Genomic DNA, 18477 nt, shown 5'->3' on the forward strand with positions numbered 1-18477 from the left:
CCGCCGACATGGCGGCCGTCGGCGGAGATCAAAATATCCGGCTGTGGCGCCCTCGCCGCCCACAGCGCGGCCGCCAGCACCAGCGCTACGCCTGACCAGCGCAGCGGTGTGCGCAGCAGGCCGAGCAGGATAATGCCGAGGCTCGCCGCGATCAGCGGGCCGATGCCGAACGCCGGCACCCGGCCGACGGCGCCGGGCAGCGCCGCGACCCATTGCGTTACCGCGATCATCCAGTCGATGCCGACGCCCATGAGCGCCCAGAACGGGCGGTCGAAGCCGAACGGCATCGCGACGAGGCCGAGCAGCCCCGCCGGCATCACCAGCGCCGACACTACCGGCATCGCCGCGAGATTGGCGAGCACGCCATAGGGCGTGACCCGATGGAAGTGGAAGGCGGCGTAAGGCGTGGTCGCGAGCCCCGCCACCAGCGAGGCCAGCAGCAGCATCGTGATCTCGCGGCCGCCCCACAGCGCCGCGCGGGCGGTTGCGGTGTGATCGGCGGTCGCGAACAGGCGCGGCATGCCGATCTGCACCAGCGCCACCAGCCCGAGCGTGGCGGCAAACGACATCTGAAAACTCGGATGCACCAGTGCTTCCGGCGCCACCGTCAGCACGATCAGGGCGGCGACCGCCAACGTGCGAAATGTAATCGCCCGGCGGTCGACCATGACCGCGATGAGGACCACGGCCGTCATGAAGAACGATCTTTGTGTGGCGACCTCGGCGCCGGACAGCAACAGATAGAACGCGGCGGCGACAAGCGCGGCTGCCGCCGACCATTTCTTGATGGCGTAGCCGACCGTGAGCACGGGGAATAGCGCGAGCAGCGCTCGCACCGCGAAGAACACGACGCCGGCGACAACGGCCATGTGATAGCCCGAGATCGACAGCACATGGCCGAGGCCGGAGACGAACATCGCATCGTTCACCGGCGGCGAGATCGCATCGCGCCGCCCGGTCAACAGCGCCGTCGCAATGGCCCGCTTGTCGCCTTCCAGCGCGGTCCTGATCCGCGCGTCGATGGTGTCGCGCAGGCCCTGCATGAACGCGGAATAGCGCAGGCGCAGCCCGCCGGATTCCGGCGGCTCGGTGGTCTTGATCGCGCCCATCACAAAGCCGGAGGCGCCGATGCCGGCGAAAAACATGTCGCGGCTGAAATCGTAGCTGCCCGGCCGCACTGGCGAAAGCGGCGGCAACAGCCGCGCCTTCAGTTCGACAAAACTGCCGACCGGCGGCGCCGTCCCCTTCTTCACCGACAGCCGCACGCGCTCGAGTTTTGTCGTCCCCCGTGCGCTCTCCATGGTGACGACGCGCAGGACAAAACGGTCGGTGCGCTCGCGGATGTCACGCGTTTCGACAAAACCGGTCAGCGACACCGAAAACATCGGCCGCGCCAGCACGCCATGCGCGACCCGTGCGGTCTTCCAGGTCGCGATTGCAAAACCTGCCGCGACGGCTGCGATCATCACTGCGACGGGAAAGAATTTCTGCCGCCGCAACAGCACTGCCACCGCGCACAGCGCGACCGCCACGATGGCGGCGACCGACAGCGCGGGCTCGTGATCGGCGGCGAAGTAAAAAGCGATACCGGTTCCGAACGCCACCGGCACCCAGGGCAGCAGCCGCCCGGCGCCGGCTTCGGCGCGCGCCCATGCGCGCAGGGCCTCGATCAGCGGCGGCCAGAATGCGGGCCGCGACGGCAGAATGCCGCCGACCGGCACTGCTGCGCGCGGCGGCCAGGTCCCGGCGTAACCGCGCTTCCGGCCAGACGTCTCGCCCTGCTCCGCCACGCGTACACCCTACGATCTCGGGGAGACCGCAAGACTACCGGACGCTGCATCCAGGCTGCTAGCAGAACGGATGCAGAATCCTGAAGAAACGCACTGCCACTCCACAGGCGCCCAGCACGCGAGAAAGGCCTGCCAACCGCCGTGGAAAACCGTCGTTAAGTCAGCCCAACTGCATTTTCCGACTCGGCAGGACGTGCTCTCTGCAAATCGAGGCGGGTTGCGGGGTATGATGTGAGCCAGTTTTCGTGCACCCTTCTGCTTGTGACGGCTCTGATGCTCACGGCATGCTTCGGAGTAGCGGCCTGGCGCCTCTCCGATGACACATCTGACATCACCGGAAGCGTTCCGCCGGCATTGATCGACCTACGCTAGAGATTCCCCGATATTCGGCGAGCAAGCTCGGCGTGCGCGTCGTTTCCCTGTACAGTCACCCGGCGTGGATCGAGCCAGGACCTTAAGGGAAATGCGGACATGAAACTTCCGGCCAGCCTTTCATTTGCCATTGCGCTGACTGCCACGGTTTCCAGCGCAGAGGCCGCCGAGCAATGCCGCTTCATTGAGGCGCGTGCCGAGCGCGAGGCGTGCTATCAGCGCCAGGAGGCGGCACGCGTAGCCCGGCAAAAAACCCAAGAAGCCCAGCAGGCCGCACAGCAAAAGCCCTACGAACCCATGACGTCGGAGGATGCCCAGCTTGCCAGATCGCTGCGGAGCATTTGCCGCGGTTGCTAGTGGGAAGAATCTGACGACGTGCTGTCGCGATAACGATGCCGCAGCGCCGAACAAATGCGAGATCGCGTGCGGCGTTCAAATCAGCATCAGCATGGAGATCGCCGCCGCGAGAAAGTTCATTACGAACGCGTAATGAAAATGCATCTCCTTGCATAAGACGATTGCACCACGCGCTTATCACAACTGAATCGCGCGGAATTCATTCGAACGATTTCGCGGATCAGCGATCATGCCCTTGCAGCATTCAGCAATGACGCTGGGTCTGTTCAAAACAGATAGGGAAGAACATGCTCAAGAAGCTATTCGGAGCAGCCGCAATGGCTGCCGTAGCCTGTGCCGTCGTTCCAGCCTACGCCGCGCAAACGACAGGCTGCAGCAGCGCGAACCTCGAGAAGACCGAATCCGCGACCGAAGCCATGGCCGATGGTCCGGGCAAGTTCACGGCAGAAAGGGAAGTCGCGCAGGCCCAGGAGGCCATGCTCGGCGGCAACATGCGTTCATGCGCGATGCACCTGTCCAGGGCGGAGCATGCGGACCACGCCCCCGATGGGGGCATGATGATCCACCGCCCGGCAGCGACCACCCCTGAAGGCACATACCATTCGCAATGGAATTGGACACCGCTCAAGCCTGCGCTGTAGATCTGACTAAAAGGGCCGATCGAGCGAGCATCGGCCCTTTCAGCCGCTTGTGACGCTTGGCACTAACTAGATGGCGTCCGCACGCGCCTCGATCAGCGGCGTCTTCGACGACACGTGATGGCTGACGATCTTCCAATCGCCGTCTTCGCGGACGATCACCCAGGTGATCTTCACGGTCAGCGGTTCGGCGCCCTCTTCCACGAAAAACGACGCCGTGCCGGCGACATTGATCAGGTCGGGAGCGGCCTGCGCGGTCCTGACGTCGGTGAATTGAACGGATGGCGACTGCCACCGCGGCAACCCATCGAAATAAGCGGCAATACCGTCGTTGCCGCGATAGAGGTTCGGATTCGAGCCGAAGAAGAAGGCATTTCGCGCGTAGAGCGACGCCAGCGCTTGAGCGTCCAGCTTGCTGAACGCCACCGCCCATCTACCCATGATGCCGGAGACGATGTCGTCGGTCGCGCTGCGCTCGGACGTCCCCATCGCCTTCAGCCCTTCCCGCCGACTTCCTTCGCAAAGGTGTCGCGCAGGCCGATGGTGCGGTTGAACACCGGCTTGCCCGGCGCGGAATCCTTGTCGCGCACGAAATAGCCCTGCCGCTCGAACTGCATCACCTCGCCGGAATTGTCTGCTGCGACCGACGGCTCGATCCGGGCTTCGGGCAACACTTCCAGCGATTCCGGATTGAGGTCGGCGGCGAAGTTCGCCGCGCTCGGGCTCGGGTTCGCGAACAGCTGATTGTAGACGCGGATTTCCGCCGGCACCGAATCCCTGGCCGACAGCCAGTGCATGGTGGCCTTGACCTTGCGTCCGTCGGGCGCGTTGCCGCCCTTGGTCGCGGGATCGTAGGTACAGCGCAGCTCAACCACCTCGCCCGCGTCGTTCTTGATGACGCCGGTGCATTTGACGAAATAGGCGTAGCGAAGACGCACCTCGTTGCCCGGCGACAGGCGGAAGAACTTTTTCGGCGGGTTCTCCATGAAGTCGTCGCGTTCGATATAGAGCTCGCGGCCGAACGAAATTTTCCGCGTACCCGCGGCCGGATCGTCAGGATGGTTGACGGCCTCGAGCTCCTCGACCTGGCCTTCCGGATAATTCTCGATCACCACCTTCAACGGCCGCAGCACTGCCATACGCCGCTGCGCCGATTTGTTGAGATGCTCGCGAATGCAGAATTCCAGCATGCCGACATCGACCACGCTGTTGGCTTTGGCGACGCCGATGCGCTTGACGAATTCGCGTACTGCTGCCGGCGGCACGCCGCGCCGCTTCAGGCCCGCAATGGTCGGCATGCGCGGGTCGTCCCAGCCGGAGACGTGGCCGTCCCGGACGAGCTGCGTCAACACGCGCTTGGACAGCAGCGTGTAGGTCAGGTTCAGCCGGGCGAACTCGTACTGCCGCGGCTTTGACGGCACCGGCAGTTTGTCCAGCAGCCATTCATAGAGCGGCCGATGATCCTCGAACTCCAGCGTGCAGATCGAATGGGTGATGCCTTCGATGGCGTCCGACTGGCCGTGGGCGTAGTCATAGCTCGGATAGATCGACCATTTGGTCCCGGTGCGCGGGTGCTCGGCATGCAGGATGCGGTAGAGCACGGGGTCGCGCAGGTTGATGTTGCCGGCGGCCATGTCGATCTTCGCCCGCAGCACCCGCGTGCCGTTCGGGAATTCGCCGGCCTTCATGCGACGGAAGAGGTCGAGGTTTTCCTCCACCGGGCGGTCGCGGAATGGCGAGTTCTTGCCGGGTTCCGTCAGCGTGCCGCGGTTGACGCGGATTTCCTCCTGCGACTGGTCGTCGACATAGGCATAGCCGGCCTTGATCAGGCCCTCCGCCCAGTCATAGAGCCGGTCGAAATAATCCGAGGCGTAGTAGAGGTCGGTTCCCCAGTCATAGCCGAGCCAGTGCACGTCGGCCTGGATGGAATCGATATATTCCTGCTCTTCCTTGGTCGGGTTGGTGTCGTCGAAGCGCAGATGGCACTTGCCGGCAAACTCCTGCGCGACGCCGAAATTCAGGGCAATCGACTTGGCATGGCCGATGTGCAGGTAGCCGTTCGGCTCCGGCGGGAATCGGGTCACGATCCGGCTATGCTTGTTCGAGGTGAGATCGGCCTGGACGATGTCGCGGATGAAATCGCGCCCCGCCTCTGCCGCTACCGGTTCTGTGGTCATCCTGAGTTCCTGTTAGGGATTGGCGAACCTTCTGCCAAATTCGCCCCTGTGAGCCAAGCCTACTTTGCGGTGGCGGAGGCTTTAGTTATGCACCGTTCCTGCTATACACCACCGCCAATTCCACACCCCTGTCCTGTCCGGTAATGACTGAACCCGTCGTCACACGCTTCGCCCCCTCGCCCACCGGCTTCCTCCACATCGGGGGCGCCCGCACCGCGCTGTTCAACTGGCTCTATGCCAAAAAGCGCGGCGGCAAGATGCTGCTGCGGATCGAGGACACCGACCGCGAGCGGTCGACCGAGCCGGCCATTGCAGCCATTCTGGACGGGCTGAAATGGCTCGAGCTCGATTGGGACGACGACGTCATCTACCAGTTCAGCCGCGCCGCCCGCCATCGCGAGGTGGCCGAGCAGCTGCTGGCCAGCGGCAAGGCTTACCGCTGCTACGCCACCGCGGAGGAGCTCACCGCGATGCGCGAGAAGGCGCGTGCCGAGGGACGCACCCGCCTCTATGACGGAATGTGGCGGGACCGCGATCCGGCCGAGGCGCCGGCCGGCATGAAGCCGACCATCCGCCTCAAGGCGCCGCAGACCGGCGAGACCGTGATCGAGGACCAGGTCCAGGGCCGCGTGGTCTGGCAGAATGAGAACCTCGACGATCTCGTGCTGCTGCGTGGCGACGGCAATCCGACCTACATGCTGGCTGTCGTGGTCGACGACCATGACATGGGCGTCACCCACGTCATCCGCGGCGACGACCATCTGATCAACGCCGCGCGCCAGAAGCAGATCTACGATGCGCTCGGATGGGACATCCCGAACATGTCCCACATCCCGCTGATCCACGGGCCGGACGGTTCGAAGCTGTCGAAGCGCCATGGCGCGCTCGGCGTCGATGCCTACCGCGCCATGGGCTATCTGCCGGCGGCGCTGCGCAATTATCTGGTGCGGCTGGGCTGGAGCCATGGCGACCAGGAAATCTTCTCGACGCAGGAAATGATCGACGCCTTCGATCTGCCGGCGATCGGGCGCTCCGCGGCGCGGTTCGATTTCGCAAAACTGGAAAACCTCAACGGGCATTACATCCGCCAGGCGGACGACCGCGCGCTGGTGGCCCAGTTCGAGAGCGTGCTCGACTACGTCCCCGAAGGGGCCGACCTCAAGGCGAAGCTCAACGACACCACACGCGCACAATTGCTGCGGGCGATGCCGAGCCTGAAGGAGCGCGCCAAGACGCTGATCGAGCTGATCTCGGGCGCCTATTTCATCTTTGCCGACCGGCCGCTGCAGATCGAGCCGAAGGCCGCCGCCCTGCTGACCCCGGAGACGCGGGCCCTGATCGGAAAGCTGCGGGCCGCGCTGGAGACGGTCACGGAATGGCGCGCCGAGACGACCGAAACCGCCATGCGGAATTTCGCGGAGCAGAACAATCTCAAGCTTGGCGCCGTCGCCCAGCCGCTCCGGGTAGCGCTGACCGGGCGCACGACTTCACCGGGTATTTTCGACGTTTTGGCCGTGCTGGGGCGGGAAGAATGCCTGGCCCGGCTCGCCGATCAGGCGGCCGGCTAGCCCCTACCTTATACGGGTTTCAGTCCATCTTGCGGTGCACAGGGCAATAAGCTAACCCATTTGCCGCCGCCTCTAGACAATCCGGCCTCCCTGTCCGTGCCCTAAAAAATGGCACCAGGGCGGCGCGGTTTTTCGTAACGATTTCATCGGGGATTCACGATGGACGCAAAATCCAGCAACAAGACTGCAACGCTCACGGTAGGCAACAAGACCTACGATTTCCCGATCCTCAGCGGCACGGTAGGGCCGGATGTCATCGACATCGCCAAGCTCTATGCCCAGGCCGGGATGTTCACCTATGACCCAGGTTTCACGTCCACCGGCAGCTGCCAGTCGAAGATCACCTATATCGACGGCGACGCCGGCGTGCTGGAATACCGCGGCTACCCGATCGAGCAGCTCGCCGAAAAGGGCGACTTCCTCGAGACCTGCTATCTGCTGCTTTACGGGGAGCTTCCGACCCCGGCGCAGAAGAAAGACTTCGACTACCGCGTGATCCATCACACCATGGTTCACGAGCAGATGGCGCGCTTCTTCCAGGGTTTCCGCCGCGACGCCCATCCGATGGCGATCATGGTCGCCGCCGTCGGCGCGCTCGCCGCGTTCTATCACGATAGCACCGACATCAACGATCCGAAGCAGCGCATGATCGCCTCGATGCGCATGATCGCGAAGGTTCCGACGCTGGCCGCGATGGCCTTCAAATACACCGTCGGCCAGCCCTTCATGTATCCGAAGAACTCGCTCTCCTTTGCCGAGAACTTCCTGCACATGTGCTTCGCGGTGCCCTGCGAGGAATACAAGATCAATCCGGTGCTGGCTGACGCGCTCGACAAGATCTTCATCCTGCATGCCGACCACGAGCAGAACGCCTCGACCTCGACGGTCCGTATCGCCGGCTCTTCCGGTGCCAACCCGTTCGCCTGTATCGCCGCCGGCATCGCCTGCCTGTGGGGCCCGGCCCATGGCGGCGCCAACGAAGCCGCGCTCGCGATGCTCGCCGACATCGGTTCAGTCGACAAGATTCCGGAATTCATCGCGAAGGTGAAGGACAAGAACTCGGAAGTCCGCCTGATGGGCTTCGGTCACCGCGTCTACAAGAACTACGATCCGCGCGCCAAGATCATGCAGAAGATGTGTCACGCCGTGCTGGCCGAGACCGGCCATGGCGACGACCCGATGCTGAAGGTGGCGCTGGAATTGGAAAAGATCGCGCTCTCCGATCAGTACTTCATCGACCGCAAGCTCTATCCGAATGTCGATTTCTATTCGGGCATCACGCTGAAGGCGATGGGCTTCCCGACCTCGATGTTCACCGTGCTGTTCGCGGTCGCCCGCACCGTCGGCTGGATCAGCCAGTGGAGCGAAATGATCGAGGACCCGCAGCAGAAGATCGGCCGTCCGCGCCAGCTCTACACCGGCGTCGCCCGCCGCGACTACGTCGCGATGGACAAGCGGAAGTAACAGGCGAAATCGTCGACGAGCTAACGGACCCAAAAGCATCCCGTCCAAAGATCAGAAATCTTTGGACGGGATTTTTCGTTTGCGGGAACGTGGCTTACGAGGATGATGCCGCCCCCCAAGGGGCCCAATCCACTTTCCGGATCATGCTCAACTGGTGCCCAGCTCCGGGATCTCATGGCCCGAATGGGCTCTTGCAAACGTCTCGCACCAGGATGCAAACTGTGAAGGCTGGATAGGTGTCCACGTCTGCGGTTCTCGCGACTGCTAATTGCGATCGCGAACCAAAAGGAGGGTGACGCCATGCGAGAAATCGAAATCCACAATTATGCGCGGCAATTGCTGGAAGCACACGGCGCCAAAGCCATTGCGGAAGCCGCTCAGAATGCCATTGAGCTCGAAGCGAATGGCGATGTCGAAATGGCCAAAACCTGGCGGCATATCGAAGACGCCATGAAGATGATGCGAGGGCCGCACCAAAGCTGAGGCCGCCGGCGCGCAGGCAAACGGGATTTGCGTGAACGCGACGTCGCCGTGCCGGATCGAAGCCGGCGCGGAAGTGGCGCTGCGGAGGGTTCGGCATGGACCAAAAATCCTCGGAAGCCATTTTGCCGAGGCCGGTCGGCAGCGTGCTCTTCAAGACATCCCTCACAGCTGAGGAGTGAAGCCATGGTTCCGAATTACGCCACAACAGAAGATGTCTTGAAGACGATCAAGGACGAGAAGGTCCAGATGATCGATCTGCGGTTCACCGACCTGCCGGGTGTTTGGCAGCATTTTTCCGTCCCGCCGAGCGCGGTGAATAGCGACAGCCTCGATGAAGGCATCGGATTCGACGGGTCATCGATCCGCGGCTTTCAGGAGATTCAGGAAAGCGACATGCTGGTCGTTCCGGACCCGACGACGGCCTTCGTCGACCCGTACACCCCGGCAAAGACGCTGATCCTGATTTGCAACATCCGCGACCCGGTGACGGGACAACCCTACAGCCGCGATGCGCGCTACATCGCCCAGAAAGCCGAGAGCTATCTGAAGGGCACCGGGCGCGCCGATACCAGTTATTTCGGCCCGGAGGCTGAGTTCTTCGTATTCAATGGTGTCCGCTACGGACAGGGCATCAACTACGCCTTCCACGAAATCGAGTCCATTGAGGGCAGCTGGAATACCGGCAAAAAGGAAGAGCCGAATCTGGGCCACAAGCCGCGCCCGAAAGAGGGTTACTTCCCCGTCCCCCCGACCGACAGCATGCAGGATCTGCGAACCGAGATGGTGCTGACGATGGAGTCACTGGGGATCCAGATCGAGGCCCATCACCATGAGGTCGCGACCGGTGGGCAAAACGAAATCGACATGCGTTTCACCACGCTCACCCGCATGGCCGACAACCTGATGATCTACAAATACGTGGTCAAGAACAGCGCCCGCCAGAACGGCATGACCGCGACATTCATGCCTAAGCCGCTGTTCGAGGACAACGCGTCCGGCATGCATGTGCATCAGAGCCTGTGGAATGGCGAGACCAACCTGTTTTACGGCAAGGCCGACTACGCCGAGCTGAGCGAGCTCGGCCGCTATTACATCGGCGGCTTGCTCAAGCACGCCTGGGCGCTATGCGGGCTTTGTGCCCCAACGACGAATTCATATCGGCGTCTGGTGCCCGGCTACGAGGCGCCGATCAACCTGGTCTATTCGCAGCGCAACCGCTCGGCCTGCTGCCGCATACCGATGTATTCGCCGAACCCGCGCGCCAAGCGCGTCGAATTTCGCTCGCCTGATCCCTCGTGCAATCCATACCTCGCCTTCGCCGCGATGTTGATGGCCGGCCTCGATGGCATCGACAACCGCATCGATCCCGGCAGCCCCATCGACAAGAACCTGTATGACCTGCCGCCCGCGGAAGCAAAAGAGGTGAAGTCGACTCCCGGCTCGCTCGACCAGGCGCTCGACGCCCTCGAAAGCGACCACGCGTTCCTGCTACGGGGCGAGGTCTTCACCAGGGATGTGATCGAGACATGGCTCGAGTACAAGCGCACGAAGGAAATCGACCCGATCCGGCTGCGACCCCACCCTCACGAATTTCATCTCTATTACGACATCTAGTGCACGTTCCGGCGAAAGCCTGCCGGGGACGTGATCCGGAGGGACACCACGCGCCGCAAGCCAGCGGATCCTCACCTGCGCACATCAGTCGCACTAGGCGCACCAAAAACCATTACTACATGCACAGGGAGACTTGCGCAGAGGAGGTGAGCTTCATGCGCATTCGACATTGGCAAGACGTTGCCAGCCTGGTGCTGGGCGTCTGGCTGGTTTTGTCGCCGTTCGTCCTCGGTTTCACCGTGGCGGCCACCTGGATCACCGTCGCGCTTGGGTTATGCGTTATCTTGTTTGCCTTGGAGGGGTTCATCATTCCGTCCTATCTGGAGGAGTGGGGAGAAATTCTCCTCGGCCTGGCCCTGCTGGCGGCGCCCTGGACAGTTGGCTACGAGACAACATCAGCTACGGTAAACAGTGCGGTGTCAGGTTTGGTCGTGATCCTGTTTGCAGTCTGGGAATTGGCGACCGATCGCGACTTCACCACATGGTGGCACGATCACTGGCATCGAACAGCGAACTGACAACGAGGAGGTTGTCTGAAGCCTGACCTGAAAGATCTCGCTGCGACCGTCCATCGGTGACGTCGGGAGCGACAGGTTGGTTCGGCGTGCCGCGCGGACCCATTCGCACCACCCTCGATGCCGCGGCAACGGCCGCCCAACGCGCCGCCTCTTGTTGAGGTGACGCCGGCGGATGAGTGCTCGACGGCGCCGTTCGCCGAGATACCGTTTTATGGCCTGACTGAGCCAAAAGTCTTATGAGGCCGTCTCCTGTTTAGAGACTAAAATGATTCCCGCGCCTTGCTCCCGGGCTGACGGGAAAAGGCAATCATGGCTCGCGGCGCTGAAAGCCGTTTTGAGCCCCGGGCGGTTTCAAACCGCCCTGAGGATAAGCGCTCCGCGCAAACCTCGCACCCGTCGCAGCAAGCAAACAGGAGGGCATAGGACGCAATAGAGGAGGACAACATGGCTATGCAAATCCCACGGGATTTCCGCCGCGTGATCGTCGCCGCGTCGGTCGGGAACGTCATCGAGTGGTATGATTTCTACATTTTCGGAAGTCTGGCCGCGGTCCTGTCAGTCAAGTTCTTCGAACAATCCCATCCGGTCGCAGCCCTTCTCAGCACGATCGCGCTGTTCACTGCCGGATTTCTCATTCGTCCGTTGGGAGCTTTCCTGTTTGGATGGATGGGCGACCGGGTCGGTCGCAAATACACCTTCCTCGTGACGCTCAGCGGAATGGGAATCGGTACCGGGGCTATCGGGTTGATCCCGACCTTCGAACAGATCGGTCTGGCCGCCGCGTTCATCCTCTTCGGTCTGCGAATGATCCAGGGCCTTTGCCTGGGCGGTGAGTATGGCGGCGCCATCACCTATGTCGCCGAGCACGTCCCGGACGAGCGCCGCGGCTACTACACCGGTTGGCTTCAGACCTCGCCTACGCTCGGGATCGTGGTGTCGCTGGCCGTGATCATCGCAACCCGCACCTATTTCGGCAATCAGGTCTTCGACGCGTGGGCCTGGCGCGTCCCGTTCCTGGTGTCCTTCCTGCTGGTGGGCATCGCAATCTACATCCGGCTTCAATTGCAGGAGACGCCGATCTTCCAGGAGATAAAGGCCAAGGGCCAGATGACTAGAAATCCCTGGAAGGAGGCCTTCCTCAGCTCCAACATCAAATACGTAGGTATCGCCACCATCGTGCTGATCGGGCAAGGCGTGGTTTGGTACAGCGGCCAGTTCTGGGCGTTGTACTTCCTGCAGCAAGTCTCCAAGGTGGACCCGCTGACCTCGGCCTACATCGTCGGAGCAGCGCTGCTGATTGCAACGCCAAGCCTGATCTTTTTTGGCTGGCTGTCCGACATCATCGGCCGCAAGCCGGTGATCCTGGGCGGCATGTTACTGGCGGCGATCACCTACTATCCGCTGTATTCGTGGCTGGGGACGGTCACGCAGCCAGGCAACATCAACTATCCGGTCGCGGTCTTCATCATCTTCATCCTCGTTTGCTACGTCGGGATGGTGTACGGGCCGGTCGGGGCGTTCCTGGCGGAATTCTTCCCCGGCAGAATTCGCTACACGTCGGTGTCGGTGCCGTATCACATCGGCAACGGCTGGGGCGGCGGACTGGTGCCGTTCATCACCTCGGCAGCTTTCGCGGCCACCGGCAGCATCGGCTACGCGCTGATCTACCCGATCCTGGTTCCTGCGGTTTGCTTCGTGCTTGCCGTCTTCCTGATGCCGGAGACCCGCAAGATCAGCATCTGGCAGCCGATCGAGGAGATGAAAACGGCGGCCTAGTTTGACCGCCCAGGGCACGATCCGGCACAGCGTGTAGCGGTTTCTCCCTCGCGACAAACGCGAACGCGTTTGCGTGGAGATCATGCTCACGCAAAAAGAAAAGGCGGGATGACTGCTCGCAGAAAAATCAACCCGCCTTAGCCTGCCACATCGTCGCCAGCACGATATCGGCGGCGCGCACGCTGGGCGGCTGGTTGCCGGTCGACATGACGCCGTCGATCTTGGCGAAGCCCTCGAGTTGCTTCCGGCGCAAGTCGCTGTCGCTCATCACATCGCGCAAGGCGGCTGCGAGTTTGTCCGGCGTGCAGTCCTCCTGCAGGAATTCGGGAACGACGTTCTCGCCGATCACGAGATTGGCGAGAATCACCGAGTTCACCTTGATCGCGCGGCGCAGAATCCACGCCTCCATTGCGCCGGTGCGGTAGGCCGTCACCATCGGCACGCCCGCCAGCGCCAGTTCGAGCGTCACCGTGCCTGACTTGGCCAGTGCCGCGTGCGCGATCCGAAACTTCGCGCGCTTCTCCTGCTCGCCGATGACGACCTGGGGCTGCACCGGCCAGCCCTTCACGGCCTCCACGACCGTCTCCTGCAGATGCGGCATGGTCGGCAGCAGCAGTTCGAACGCGGTGCCCTGCTCCTGCAGCCGCGCCACCGTCTGGCCGAACACCGCCATGTGGTGGCGGATTTCGCTGCGGCGGCTGCCCGGCAGCACCAATAGCACCGGCGGCGATTCCGCCCGCCGCGCAGCCTCGTCGGCGTCCGGGCGCAGCGAGGCCAGTTGCTCGGTCAGGGGATGGCCGACATAGCTGCAGGGCGGGCCGTGCAGCCGTCGATAGGCCTCGGGCTCGAACGGCAGCAGCGCCAGCACGTGATCGACATATTTCAGCATCGCCCGCGCCCGGCCCGGCCGCCACGCCCAGACCGAGGGCGATACATAGTCGACGATCGGCAAGGTCGGATCCTTGGCGCGGACGCGCTTGGCGACGCGGTGGGTGAAGTCGGGACTGTCGATGATGACGAGAATATCGGGCGCGGCTTCCGTCACCGCGATCGCGGTTTCCTTGATCAGGCCGAGGATCTTCGGCAGATCCTTGACGACGGCGGCAAGCCCGATGATCGAGAGCTCCTCGATCGGAAACAGCGACTCCAGGCCTTCGCGCGCCATCGCACGGCCGCCAACGCCTTCGAACTGCACCCCGTCGCCAAGGCGCTGTCGCAGCACCTTCATCAAATTGGCGCCGAGGCGATCGCCGGACTCTTCCGTCGCGATCAGAAAGATCCTCCGCTCCATCCCGGCGGTCGCGCGAGACGGCGTCACGCCGCCAACCCCTGGATGAACAGGCCGGCCTTGTCCGCGGACTCGATCATACCTTGCGCGTCAGCGGCAATGGTGTGGCCGGCGATCACGGCGATGCCGGCGAGCCCGGCCTTGGCCGCGCCGTCGATGGTTTTGGCCCCGACGGTCGGCAGGTCGAAGCGCAAATCCTGGCCGCTCTTCGGCGCCTTCACCAGCACGCCGCGGCCGGACTTGGCTCTGATACGCCCGGCCTCGCGCAGCCGCGCCACGCGCGCCAGCAGCCCGTCGGTGCCCTCGATGTCCTCGACCGCGACCACGTGCCCGTCGATCACGACCACAGCCTGGCCGATGTCGAAGGGCCCGAGCGCGCCGAGCACCTCGCGCCCCCTGGCGATATCGGCCATGGCGGCCGGATCGGGCGCGGCGCAGGCAATATTTCCTTCCGGCATCAGGATATCAGGCGCGACATCCCTGATGCCGACCATCCGAAAGCCCTCCTGTTCGAGGAGGCGGCCGATCCCCGACAGCAGATGATCGTCGCCGCCGCGAAACGCCGCGAGAACATGGCCGATAACCCGCAGCGTTCCCAAGTCCAGCCTGACTTCCGACAGCGCCGGGCGCAGCAGCGTGCCGATGAAGATCAGGTCGCGACAGCCCTCGCTGCGGAACAGTTTTGTGGCGCGACCGAACTGTCCGACCGAAATCCAGTGATGGCGGAAGCGTTCGACGCGGGCAGGATCGCAGGCGCCGCGCAGCGCGAACAGCACCGGCGCGATCCCCCTTGCCGCAAGTGAATCCGCCACCGCGAACGGCATCGCGCCGCCGCCTGCGATGACGCCGACCGGCGATGAAATGTCTGTTGCCGCTGAAATCATGGCTGCGGCGATCCCGTCATCACTGTTTGTGGCTGTCGTCGGCGGGCAGGCACAACGCACGGTGCTTGCCCTGCTCGATGAAGGCGAGGATTTCGGCGATCGCCGGGTCCTCGCCGGCCAGCGGCTGCACCGCGTTCAGGCGCTCGGCAAAGATGCCGGGGCCGTGAAACAGTTTCTGGTAGAACGAGCGCACTTTCGCCAGCCGCTCCTTGGTGAACTTGCGGCGCTTCATGCCGATGATGTTCAGCCCTTCGAGGCTCGCATACTGGCCGTTGGCGAGCCCGAATGGAATTATGTCGCCGCGCACGCCGCAGACGCCGCCGACCATCACCTGCGGCCCGATCCGCGTGAACTGGTGCACGGCGGACAACCCGCCGATGAAGACGAAATCGCCGATTTCGCAATGGCCGCCGAGCGTCGCCGAAGTGGCGAAAATCACGTCATTGCCGACCTGGCAATCATGTCCGACATGGCTGCAGTTCATGAAGTAGCCGCGCTCGCCGACTCGCGTCACGCCCCCGCCGGCAACCGTGCCGGCGTTCATGGTCGACGATTCGCGGATGGTGCAGCCCGCGCCGATCTCGAGCCTCGTCAGCTCGCCCTTGTAACTCAGCGATTGCGGCGGCGTGCCGAGCGAGACGAACGGATAAATCGTGCAGCCGTCGCCGATCGTGGTCTGCGCGGTGACGTGCACATGCGCGATCAACTTGCAGTTTGCGCCGATGACGACATTGGGCCCGATGATGCAATAGGGACCGATTGTCGTCCCCTCGCCGATCACAGCGCCGTCCTCAACCCGCGCGGTTGGATCGATCATCGTCATCCAGAACTCTCATTGCAGTCTCGGGGCTTTCACTAATGTGTTGAATTTTCAGCTGGTTAGCGCGTGCGCTCAATGCTGTCCAGTGACGTCTGATTACGCCATGTTTCAGCACCATCGCAGGTGGCCAAACGTGGCCGCGAAGACACTCTCTCCGTTACGTCAGTGGCGCAGCGCCGTTGGACGCTAAACCTGATATCAACTATTGATTGTATATCATTGTGACACATCTGCAGATCGTTTGGTCGCTGGCGTGTCGTGCATGTCGCGTATTACCGGCAGGGAGCAAGAGGTACTGACGCTGATCGGCAGGATGATGAATTGCAGGCGCATCGCCGAAGCGTTGCAGATATCCGAATTCACCGCGCGCAAGCACCGCGCGAGCATCATGCGCAAACTGGGCCTGAGAACCACGGCCCAATTGACGGCGCACGCGATGGCCTCCGCAGGCGTGGAGAAGCCTTCAGCTCCTTTTCCCAGGTGGTTGGCAGCTGCGGCCGCGCGAGATCGAGATCGTCGGACTGGTCGGCGACGGACTGACCAGCAAGGAAATCGCGCGAAAGCTGCGCATCAGCCCGCTGACGGTACGCAAGCATCGCGAGAACGCGATGCGCAAGCTTGAAATCCACAGCATGGCCGAGCTGATGCGGTTCGCCCACGCGCTTCGCGCTTCGAGTACGCCATCGGAGCCATAGCGGCGACACCAGCCTTGAAGCATCCTTAGGTTGTGTCTGCGTATACCAAATCCATGAATTGAGGCCGGAATCACCGGGTCGATGACGGATCGCAACCGATGGCACCGGTTCCAACCAGTCCTTCCTCGCAAACCGCTCAAGGAGACGCAACATGGCGACCTACAACATTCAGGTCCTGAATTCTTCGGGCTTCTCGAAAAGCTACATTCTGTTCATGCAGCCACCGCAGGTTACGTCCACCGGCGGCCAGCCCGTTGTCTACACCAACGCCTGGGTCACCTTTAATGGCATTCAACCAGGCGGCACCGACACCGTCACCTATACCGACTCGACATTCGCCTATTGGGCGACCGCCACCATGCCGGTGGGGCCGGGTACGACGATGGGCCAGAGCGGCGTCGCCGCGGTCGACATCACAGCCCAGGACAGCGTGCCCTTCATCGGCACGGTGCCGACCGGCTTCGGACCGGTCACGGCGGGCGGCGCGGCGAGCGGTTCTTACCGGATCATCGCCCAGGGCGATTTCAATTCGTCGAACGGGTATCTGTTCGGACTTGCGCGGCCCGGCAACGTGCCGAACATCCCCTCGCCGGTCGCCACCTTCGTGGCCGAACCGAACGATACGTTCAACATCACGCCCGTGATCAATTTCTATGTCGCGGACGGCGCTTATGTGCCCGGCCAAATCATCGACTACACCCAGGCTTCCACCAATGCCGGCACCGTCAGCTTCACCGGCCGGTCGCAGACCAACGCCGTCGTGACGCAGGGTACCAACGGGCTCTTCACCACGCAGTACTACTGAGAATTTCGACAGCCAGGGCCGCCACGACCGTAGTTCGTCGCGGCCTCGGCCGGCGGATCGAGATCCAGCGGCCGCAACACGGTCCGCAACATCGAGACCCACGCGGGAGATTCAACAGATCAGGTCGATACGCGAAAACACGGGAGGTAAAAGTGACCCTCAGCTACACATCTTTTGTAACGCCAGCCGGGAACGTGGCGCCGACGGTAACCGGTACAAATTTCAATGCGCCCTTCAACGTCAGCGCAACCTTTTCCAACCCCGGCGGAACCTGCACCCCAGGCGAGTACCGCCAGTTGGTGAAAGGCACGTTCAAGGTGAACGGCACGACGCTCGATCACGTTCTGTGCGGTCAGGTGAAACTTCAGCCCAATGTACTTAACGAGGACGGCTGCCCGTCCGGAAGCTGCACCGCCTATGGCCACCGCGCCTGTCCGCAGGATCCCATCGATCAGTACCTGCCCCAGCGTGGTGACGGCTGCGACTTCATGATGTATGACGCCCCCGGTTTCAGCAACATCTCGAAGGGAAAGACCTATAGTGTCGACCTCTCATTTGAAGGAAGGCTGATCAATACCGCCCCCGGCGGCACCATACTTATATCGAAAACGTGGACGACAACGGGGAGTGTAGTGACGATGGAACCGCCGGCCGTTGCATCGACGACGAGCCTTCAGGCAGCCGACAAGATCGTCGGCGTTCACCTCACCCACAATTCGGAGTCGGGCGCACCGGAGTTGCATGTCGTGGTCACCCGGCCGACCGGACTTCCACCGCTCGATGCCGCCGCCATCACCCTGGTCATGGTCGATGCGGCGGGCCACCGCGCCAAGCCGTCGCGAACAGCGGACGTTCATGAAATCGGGAACAGGGCCCGCGCCACGGCGAGCTTTGTCTACACGCTCGGTCCCGGGGAGATCACGCCGGCCAGCGTCGAAATGACCGTCCATGGCGGTCAGGTGAAGATGAAGGTGGAGAAGCGCTAGCGATTCATCGAGGGCAAGGGCGGGCGCGCGCCGTGATGTGATCCATCGACCCGCGCCCGACGTCCGACGCCGGCCGTGCAACAGATTCCAGGCACTGCCGCCGTGAGACCACCATCTCACGGCGGTGGGCGCTTCCAACCTTCGAGCGAGCGTTAGCTACACGGCCGACGCTGTTCGACGAGGCAAAGCCAACGCAGATCCAAGCGAAAGCAACCTGTGAATCTCTCTGCCTTCAACCTGCT

At 62.8% G+C, this 18477-nt stretch carries 16 protein-coding genes and 2 pseudogenes; 12 read left to right on the forward strand and 6 right to left on the reverse strand.

The features are described from left to right. Positions 1-1790: pseudogene (locus CQ14_RS17035) on the reverse strand (ComEC/Rec2 family competence protein); the annotation flags it as partial. A gap of 471 nt (positions 1791-2261) precedes the next feature. Here CQ14_RS17035 and CQ14_RS17040 point away from each other — a divergent pair. Further along, on the forward strand, positions 2262-2519 hold the full coding sequence (locus CQ14_RS17040; RefSeq protein ID WP_057859023.1) for a hypothetical protein: 258 nt from the start codon (positions 2262-2264) through the stop codon (positions 2517-2519). A gap of 317 nt (positions 2520-2836) precedes the next feature. Beyond that, positions 2837-3160, forward strand: coding sequence for a hypothetical protein (locus tag CQ14_RS17045; protein WP_347337141.1), 324 nt, complete (start codon positions 2837-2839; stop codon positions 3158-3160). A gap of 66 nt (positions 3161-3226) precedes the next feature. Here CQ14_RS17045 and CQ14_RS17050 read toward each other — a convergent pair whose 3' ends face one another. Further along, entirely contained in the window at positions 3227-3646 is a 420-nt protein-coding gene (locus tag CQ14_RS17050; protein WP_057859024.1) for an SgcJ/EcaC family oxidoreductase, read from the reverse strand. A 5-nt stretch (positions 3647-3651) separates the two neighbouring features. Further along, positions 3652-5334 carry a glutamine--tRNA ligase/YqeY domain fusion protein gene (locus CQ14_RS17055; RefSeq protein ID WP_057859025.1) on the reverse strand — a complete coding sequence of 561 codons (1683 nt, stop codon included), beginning with the start codon at positions 5332-5334 and terminating at the stop codon, positions 3652-3654. Between the two features lie 143 nt (positions 5335-5477). Between CQ14_RS17055 and gltX the strand changes: the two genes are divergently transcribed. The 6 genes from gltX to CQ14_RS17085 all read left to right on the forward strand — a co-directional run bounded on the left by gltX (position 5478) and on the right by CQ14_RS17085 (position 12757). After that, positions 5478-6902, forward strand: a complete 1425-nt coding sequence (gene gltX, locus CQ14_RS17060; RefSeq protein ID WP_057859026.1) for a glutamate--tRNA ligase — start codon at positions 5478-5480, stop codon at positions 6900-6902. 159 nt (positions 6903-7061) lie between these two features. Continuing rightward, positions 7062-8366 carry a citrate synthase gene (gene gltA, locus CQ14_RS17065; protein WP_057859027.1) on the forward strand — a complete coding sequence of 435 codons (1305 nt, stop codon included), beginning with the start codon at positions 7062-7064 and terminating at the stop codon, positions 8364-8366. A gap of 300 nt (positions 8367-8666) precedes the next feature. After that, entirely contained in the window at positions 8667-8849 is a 183-nt protein-coding gene (locus CQ14_RS42285) for a hypothetical protein (RefSeq protein ID WP_082649910.1), read from the forward strand. A gap of 183 nt (positions 8850-9032) precedes the next feature. Beyond that, positions 9033-10463 carry a type I glutamate--ammonia ligase gene (gene glnA / locus CQ14_RS17075; RefSeq protein ID WP_057859029.1) on the forward strand — a complete coding sequence of 477 codons (1431 nt, stop codon included), beginning with the start codon at positions 9033-9035 and terminating at the stop codon, positions 10461-10463. A gap of 155 nt (positions 10464-10618) precedes the next feature. After that, positions 10619-10981, forward strand: a complete 363-nt coding sequence (locus CQ14_RS17080) for an SPW repeat domain-containing protein (protein WP_057859047.1) — start codon at positions 10619-10621, stop codon at positions 10979-10981. Positions 10982-11425: 444 nt separating this feature from the next. After that, positions 11426-12757, forward strand: coding sequence for an MFS transporter (locus tag CQ14_RS17085; RefSeq protein ID WP_057859030.1), 1332 nt, complete (start codon positions 11426-11428; stop codon positions 12755-12757). 127 nt (positions 12758-12884) lie between these two features. Here the strand turns inward: CQ14_RS17085 and lpxB are convergent, their stop codons facing one another. From lpxB to lpxA, 3 genes are read right to left on the reverse strand one after another with little or no spacing between them, the layout of a single operon-like run. After that, positions 12885-14048, reverse strand: a complete 1164-nt coding sequence (gene lpxB / locus CQ14_RS17090) for a lipid-A-disaccharide synthase (protein WP_057859031.1) — start codon at positions 14046-14048, stop codon at positions 12885-12887. Positions 14049-14071: 23 nt separating this feature from the next. Continuing rightward, positions 14072-14929: an LpxI family protein gene (locus CQ14_RS17095; RefSeq protein WP_057859032.1), complete on the reverse strand. Its 858-nt coding sequence runs from the start codon at positions 14927-14929 to the stop codon at positions 14072-14074. A gap of 19 nt (positions 14930-14948) precedes the next feature. Next, the gene (gene lpxA, locus CQ14_RS17100) at positions 14949-15752 is read right to left on the reverse strand and encodes an acyl-ACP--UDP-N-acetylglucosamine O-acyltransferase (RefSeq protein ID WP_057859033.1); all 804 of its coding nucleotides are present in this window, start codon (positions 15750-15752) and stop codon (positions 14949-14951) included. A 259-nt stretch (positions 15753-16011) separates the two neighbouring features. On the opposite strand from lpxA, the pseudogene CQ14_RS47840 reads away from it, so the two are divergent. From CQ14_RS47840 to CQ14_RS17115, 4 genes and pseudogenes are all read left to right on the forward strand, one after another. After that, positions 16012-16173, forward strand: a pseudogene (locus CQ14_RS47840) (response regulator transcription factor); the annotation flags it as partial. A gap of 127 nt (positions 16174-16300) precedes the next feature. After that, complete coding sequence (locus CQ14_RS47845) at positions 16301-16444, forward strand: LuxR C-terminal-related transcriptional regulator (RefSeq protein ID WP_347337142.1); 144 nt, start codon at positions 16301-16303, stop codon at positions 16442-16444. 151 nt (positions 16445-16595) lie between these two features. Continuing rightward, positions 16596-17249, forward strand: a complete 654-nt coding sequence (locus tag CQ14_RS17110) for a hypothetical protein (RefSeq protein WP_057859035.1) — start codon at positions 16596-16598, stop codon at positions 17247-17249. A gap of 152 nt (positions 17250-17401) precedes the next feature. Then, a complete protein-coding gene (locus CQ14_RS17115) occupies positions 17402-18235 on the forward strand; it encodes a hypothetical protein (protein ID WP_156435083.1) in 834 nt (277 codons plus the stop codon). The last annotated feature ends 242 nt before the right edge of the window (positions 18236-18477 follow it).

It is taken from the genome of Bradyrhizobium lablabi, from assembly GCF_001440475.1.
Taxonomy (GTDB): Bacteria; Pseudomonadota; Alphaproteobacteria; order Rhizobiales; family Xanthobacteraceae; genus Bradyrhizobium; species Bradyrhizobium lablabi.

Excerpts from the sequence above, each read along its gene's own strand:
- gltX (WP_057859026.1), top strand. The coding sequence starts at position 5,478 with ATGACTGAACCCGTCGTCACACGCTTCGCCCCCTCGCCCACCGGCTTC.
- CQ14_RS17050 (WP_057859024.1), bottom strand. The coding sequence starts at position 3,646 with ATGGGGACGTCCGAGCGCAGCGCGACCGACGACATCGTCTCCGGCATC.
- gltA (WP_057859027.1), top strand. The coding sequence starts at position 7,062 with ATGGACGCAAAATCCAGCAACAAGACTGCAACGCTCACGGTAGGCAAC.
- CQ14_RS42285 (WP_082649910.1), top strand. The coding sequence starts at position 8,667 with ATGCGAGAAATCGAAATCCACAATTATGCGCGGCAATTGCTGGAAGCA.
- CQ14_RS17080 (WP_057859047.1), top strand. The coding sequence starts at position 10,619 with ATGCGCATTCGACATTGGCAAGACGTTGCCAGCCTGGTGCTGGGCGTC.
- CQ14_RS17095 (WP_057859032.1), bottom strand. The coding sequence starts at position 14,929 with ATGATTTCAGCGGCAACAGACATTTCATCGCCGGTCGGCGTCATCGCA.
- CQ14_RS17055 (WP_057859025.1), bottom strand. The coding sequence starts at position 5,334 with ATGACCACAGAACCGGTAGCGGCAGAGGCGGGGCGCGATTTCATCCGC.
- lpxB (WP_057859031.1), bottom strand. The coding sequence starts at position 14,048 with ATGGAGCGGAGGATCTTTCTGATCGCGACGGAAGAGTCCGGCGATCGC.
- lpxA (WP_057859033.1), bottom strand. The coding sequence starts at position 15,752 with ATGACGATGATCGATCCAACCGCGCGGGTTGAGGACGGCGCTGTGATC.
- glnA (WP_057859029.1), top strand. The coding sequence starts at position 9,033 with ATGGTTCCGAATTACGCCACAACAGAAGATGTCTTGAAGACGATCAAG.
- CQ14_RS17085 (WP_057859030.1), top strand. The coding sequence starts at position 11,426 with ATGGCTATGCAAATCCCACGGGATTTCCGCCGCGTGATCGTCGCCGCG.
- CQ14_RS17045 (WP_347337141.1), top strand. The coding sequence starts at position 2,837 with ATGGCTGCCGTAGCCTGTGCCGTCGTTCCAGCCTACGCCGCGCAAACG.
- CQ14_RS17110 (WP_057859035.1), top strand. The coding sequence starts at position 16,596 with ATGGCGACCTACAACATTCAGGTCCTGAATTCTTCGGGCTTCTCGAAA.
- CQ14_RS17040 (WP_057859023.1), top strand. The coding sequence starts at position 2,262 with ATGAAACTTCCGGCCAGCCTTTCATTTGCCATTGCGCTGACTGCCACG.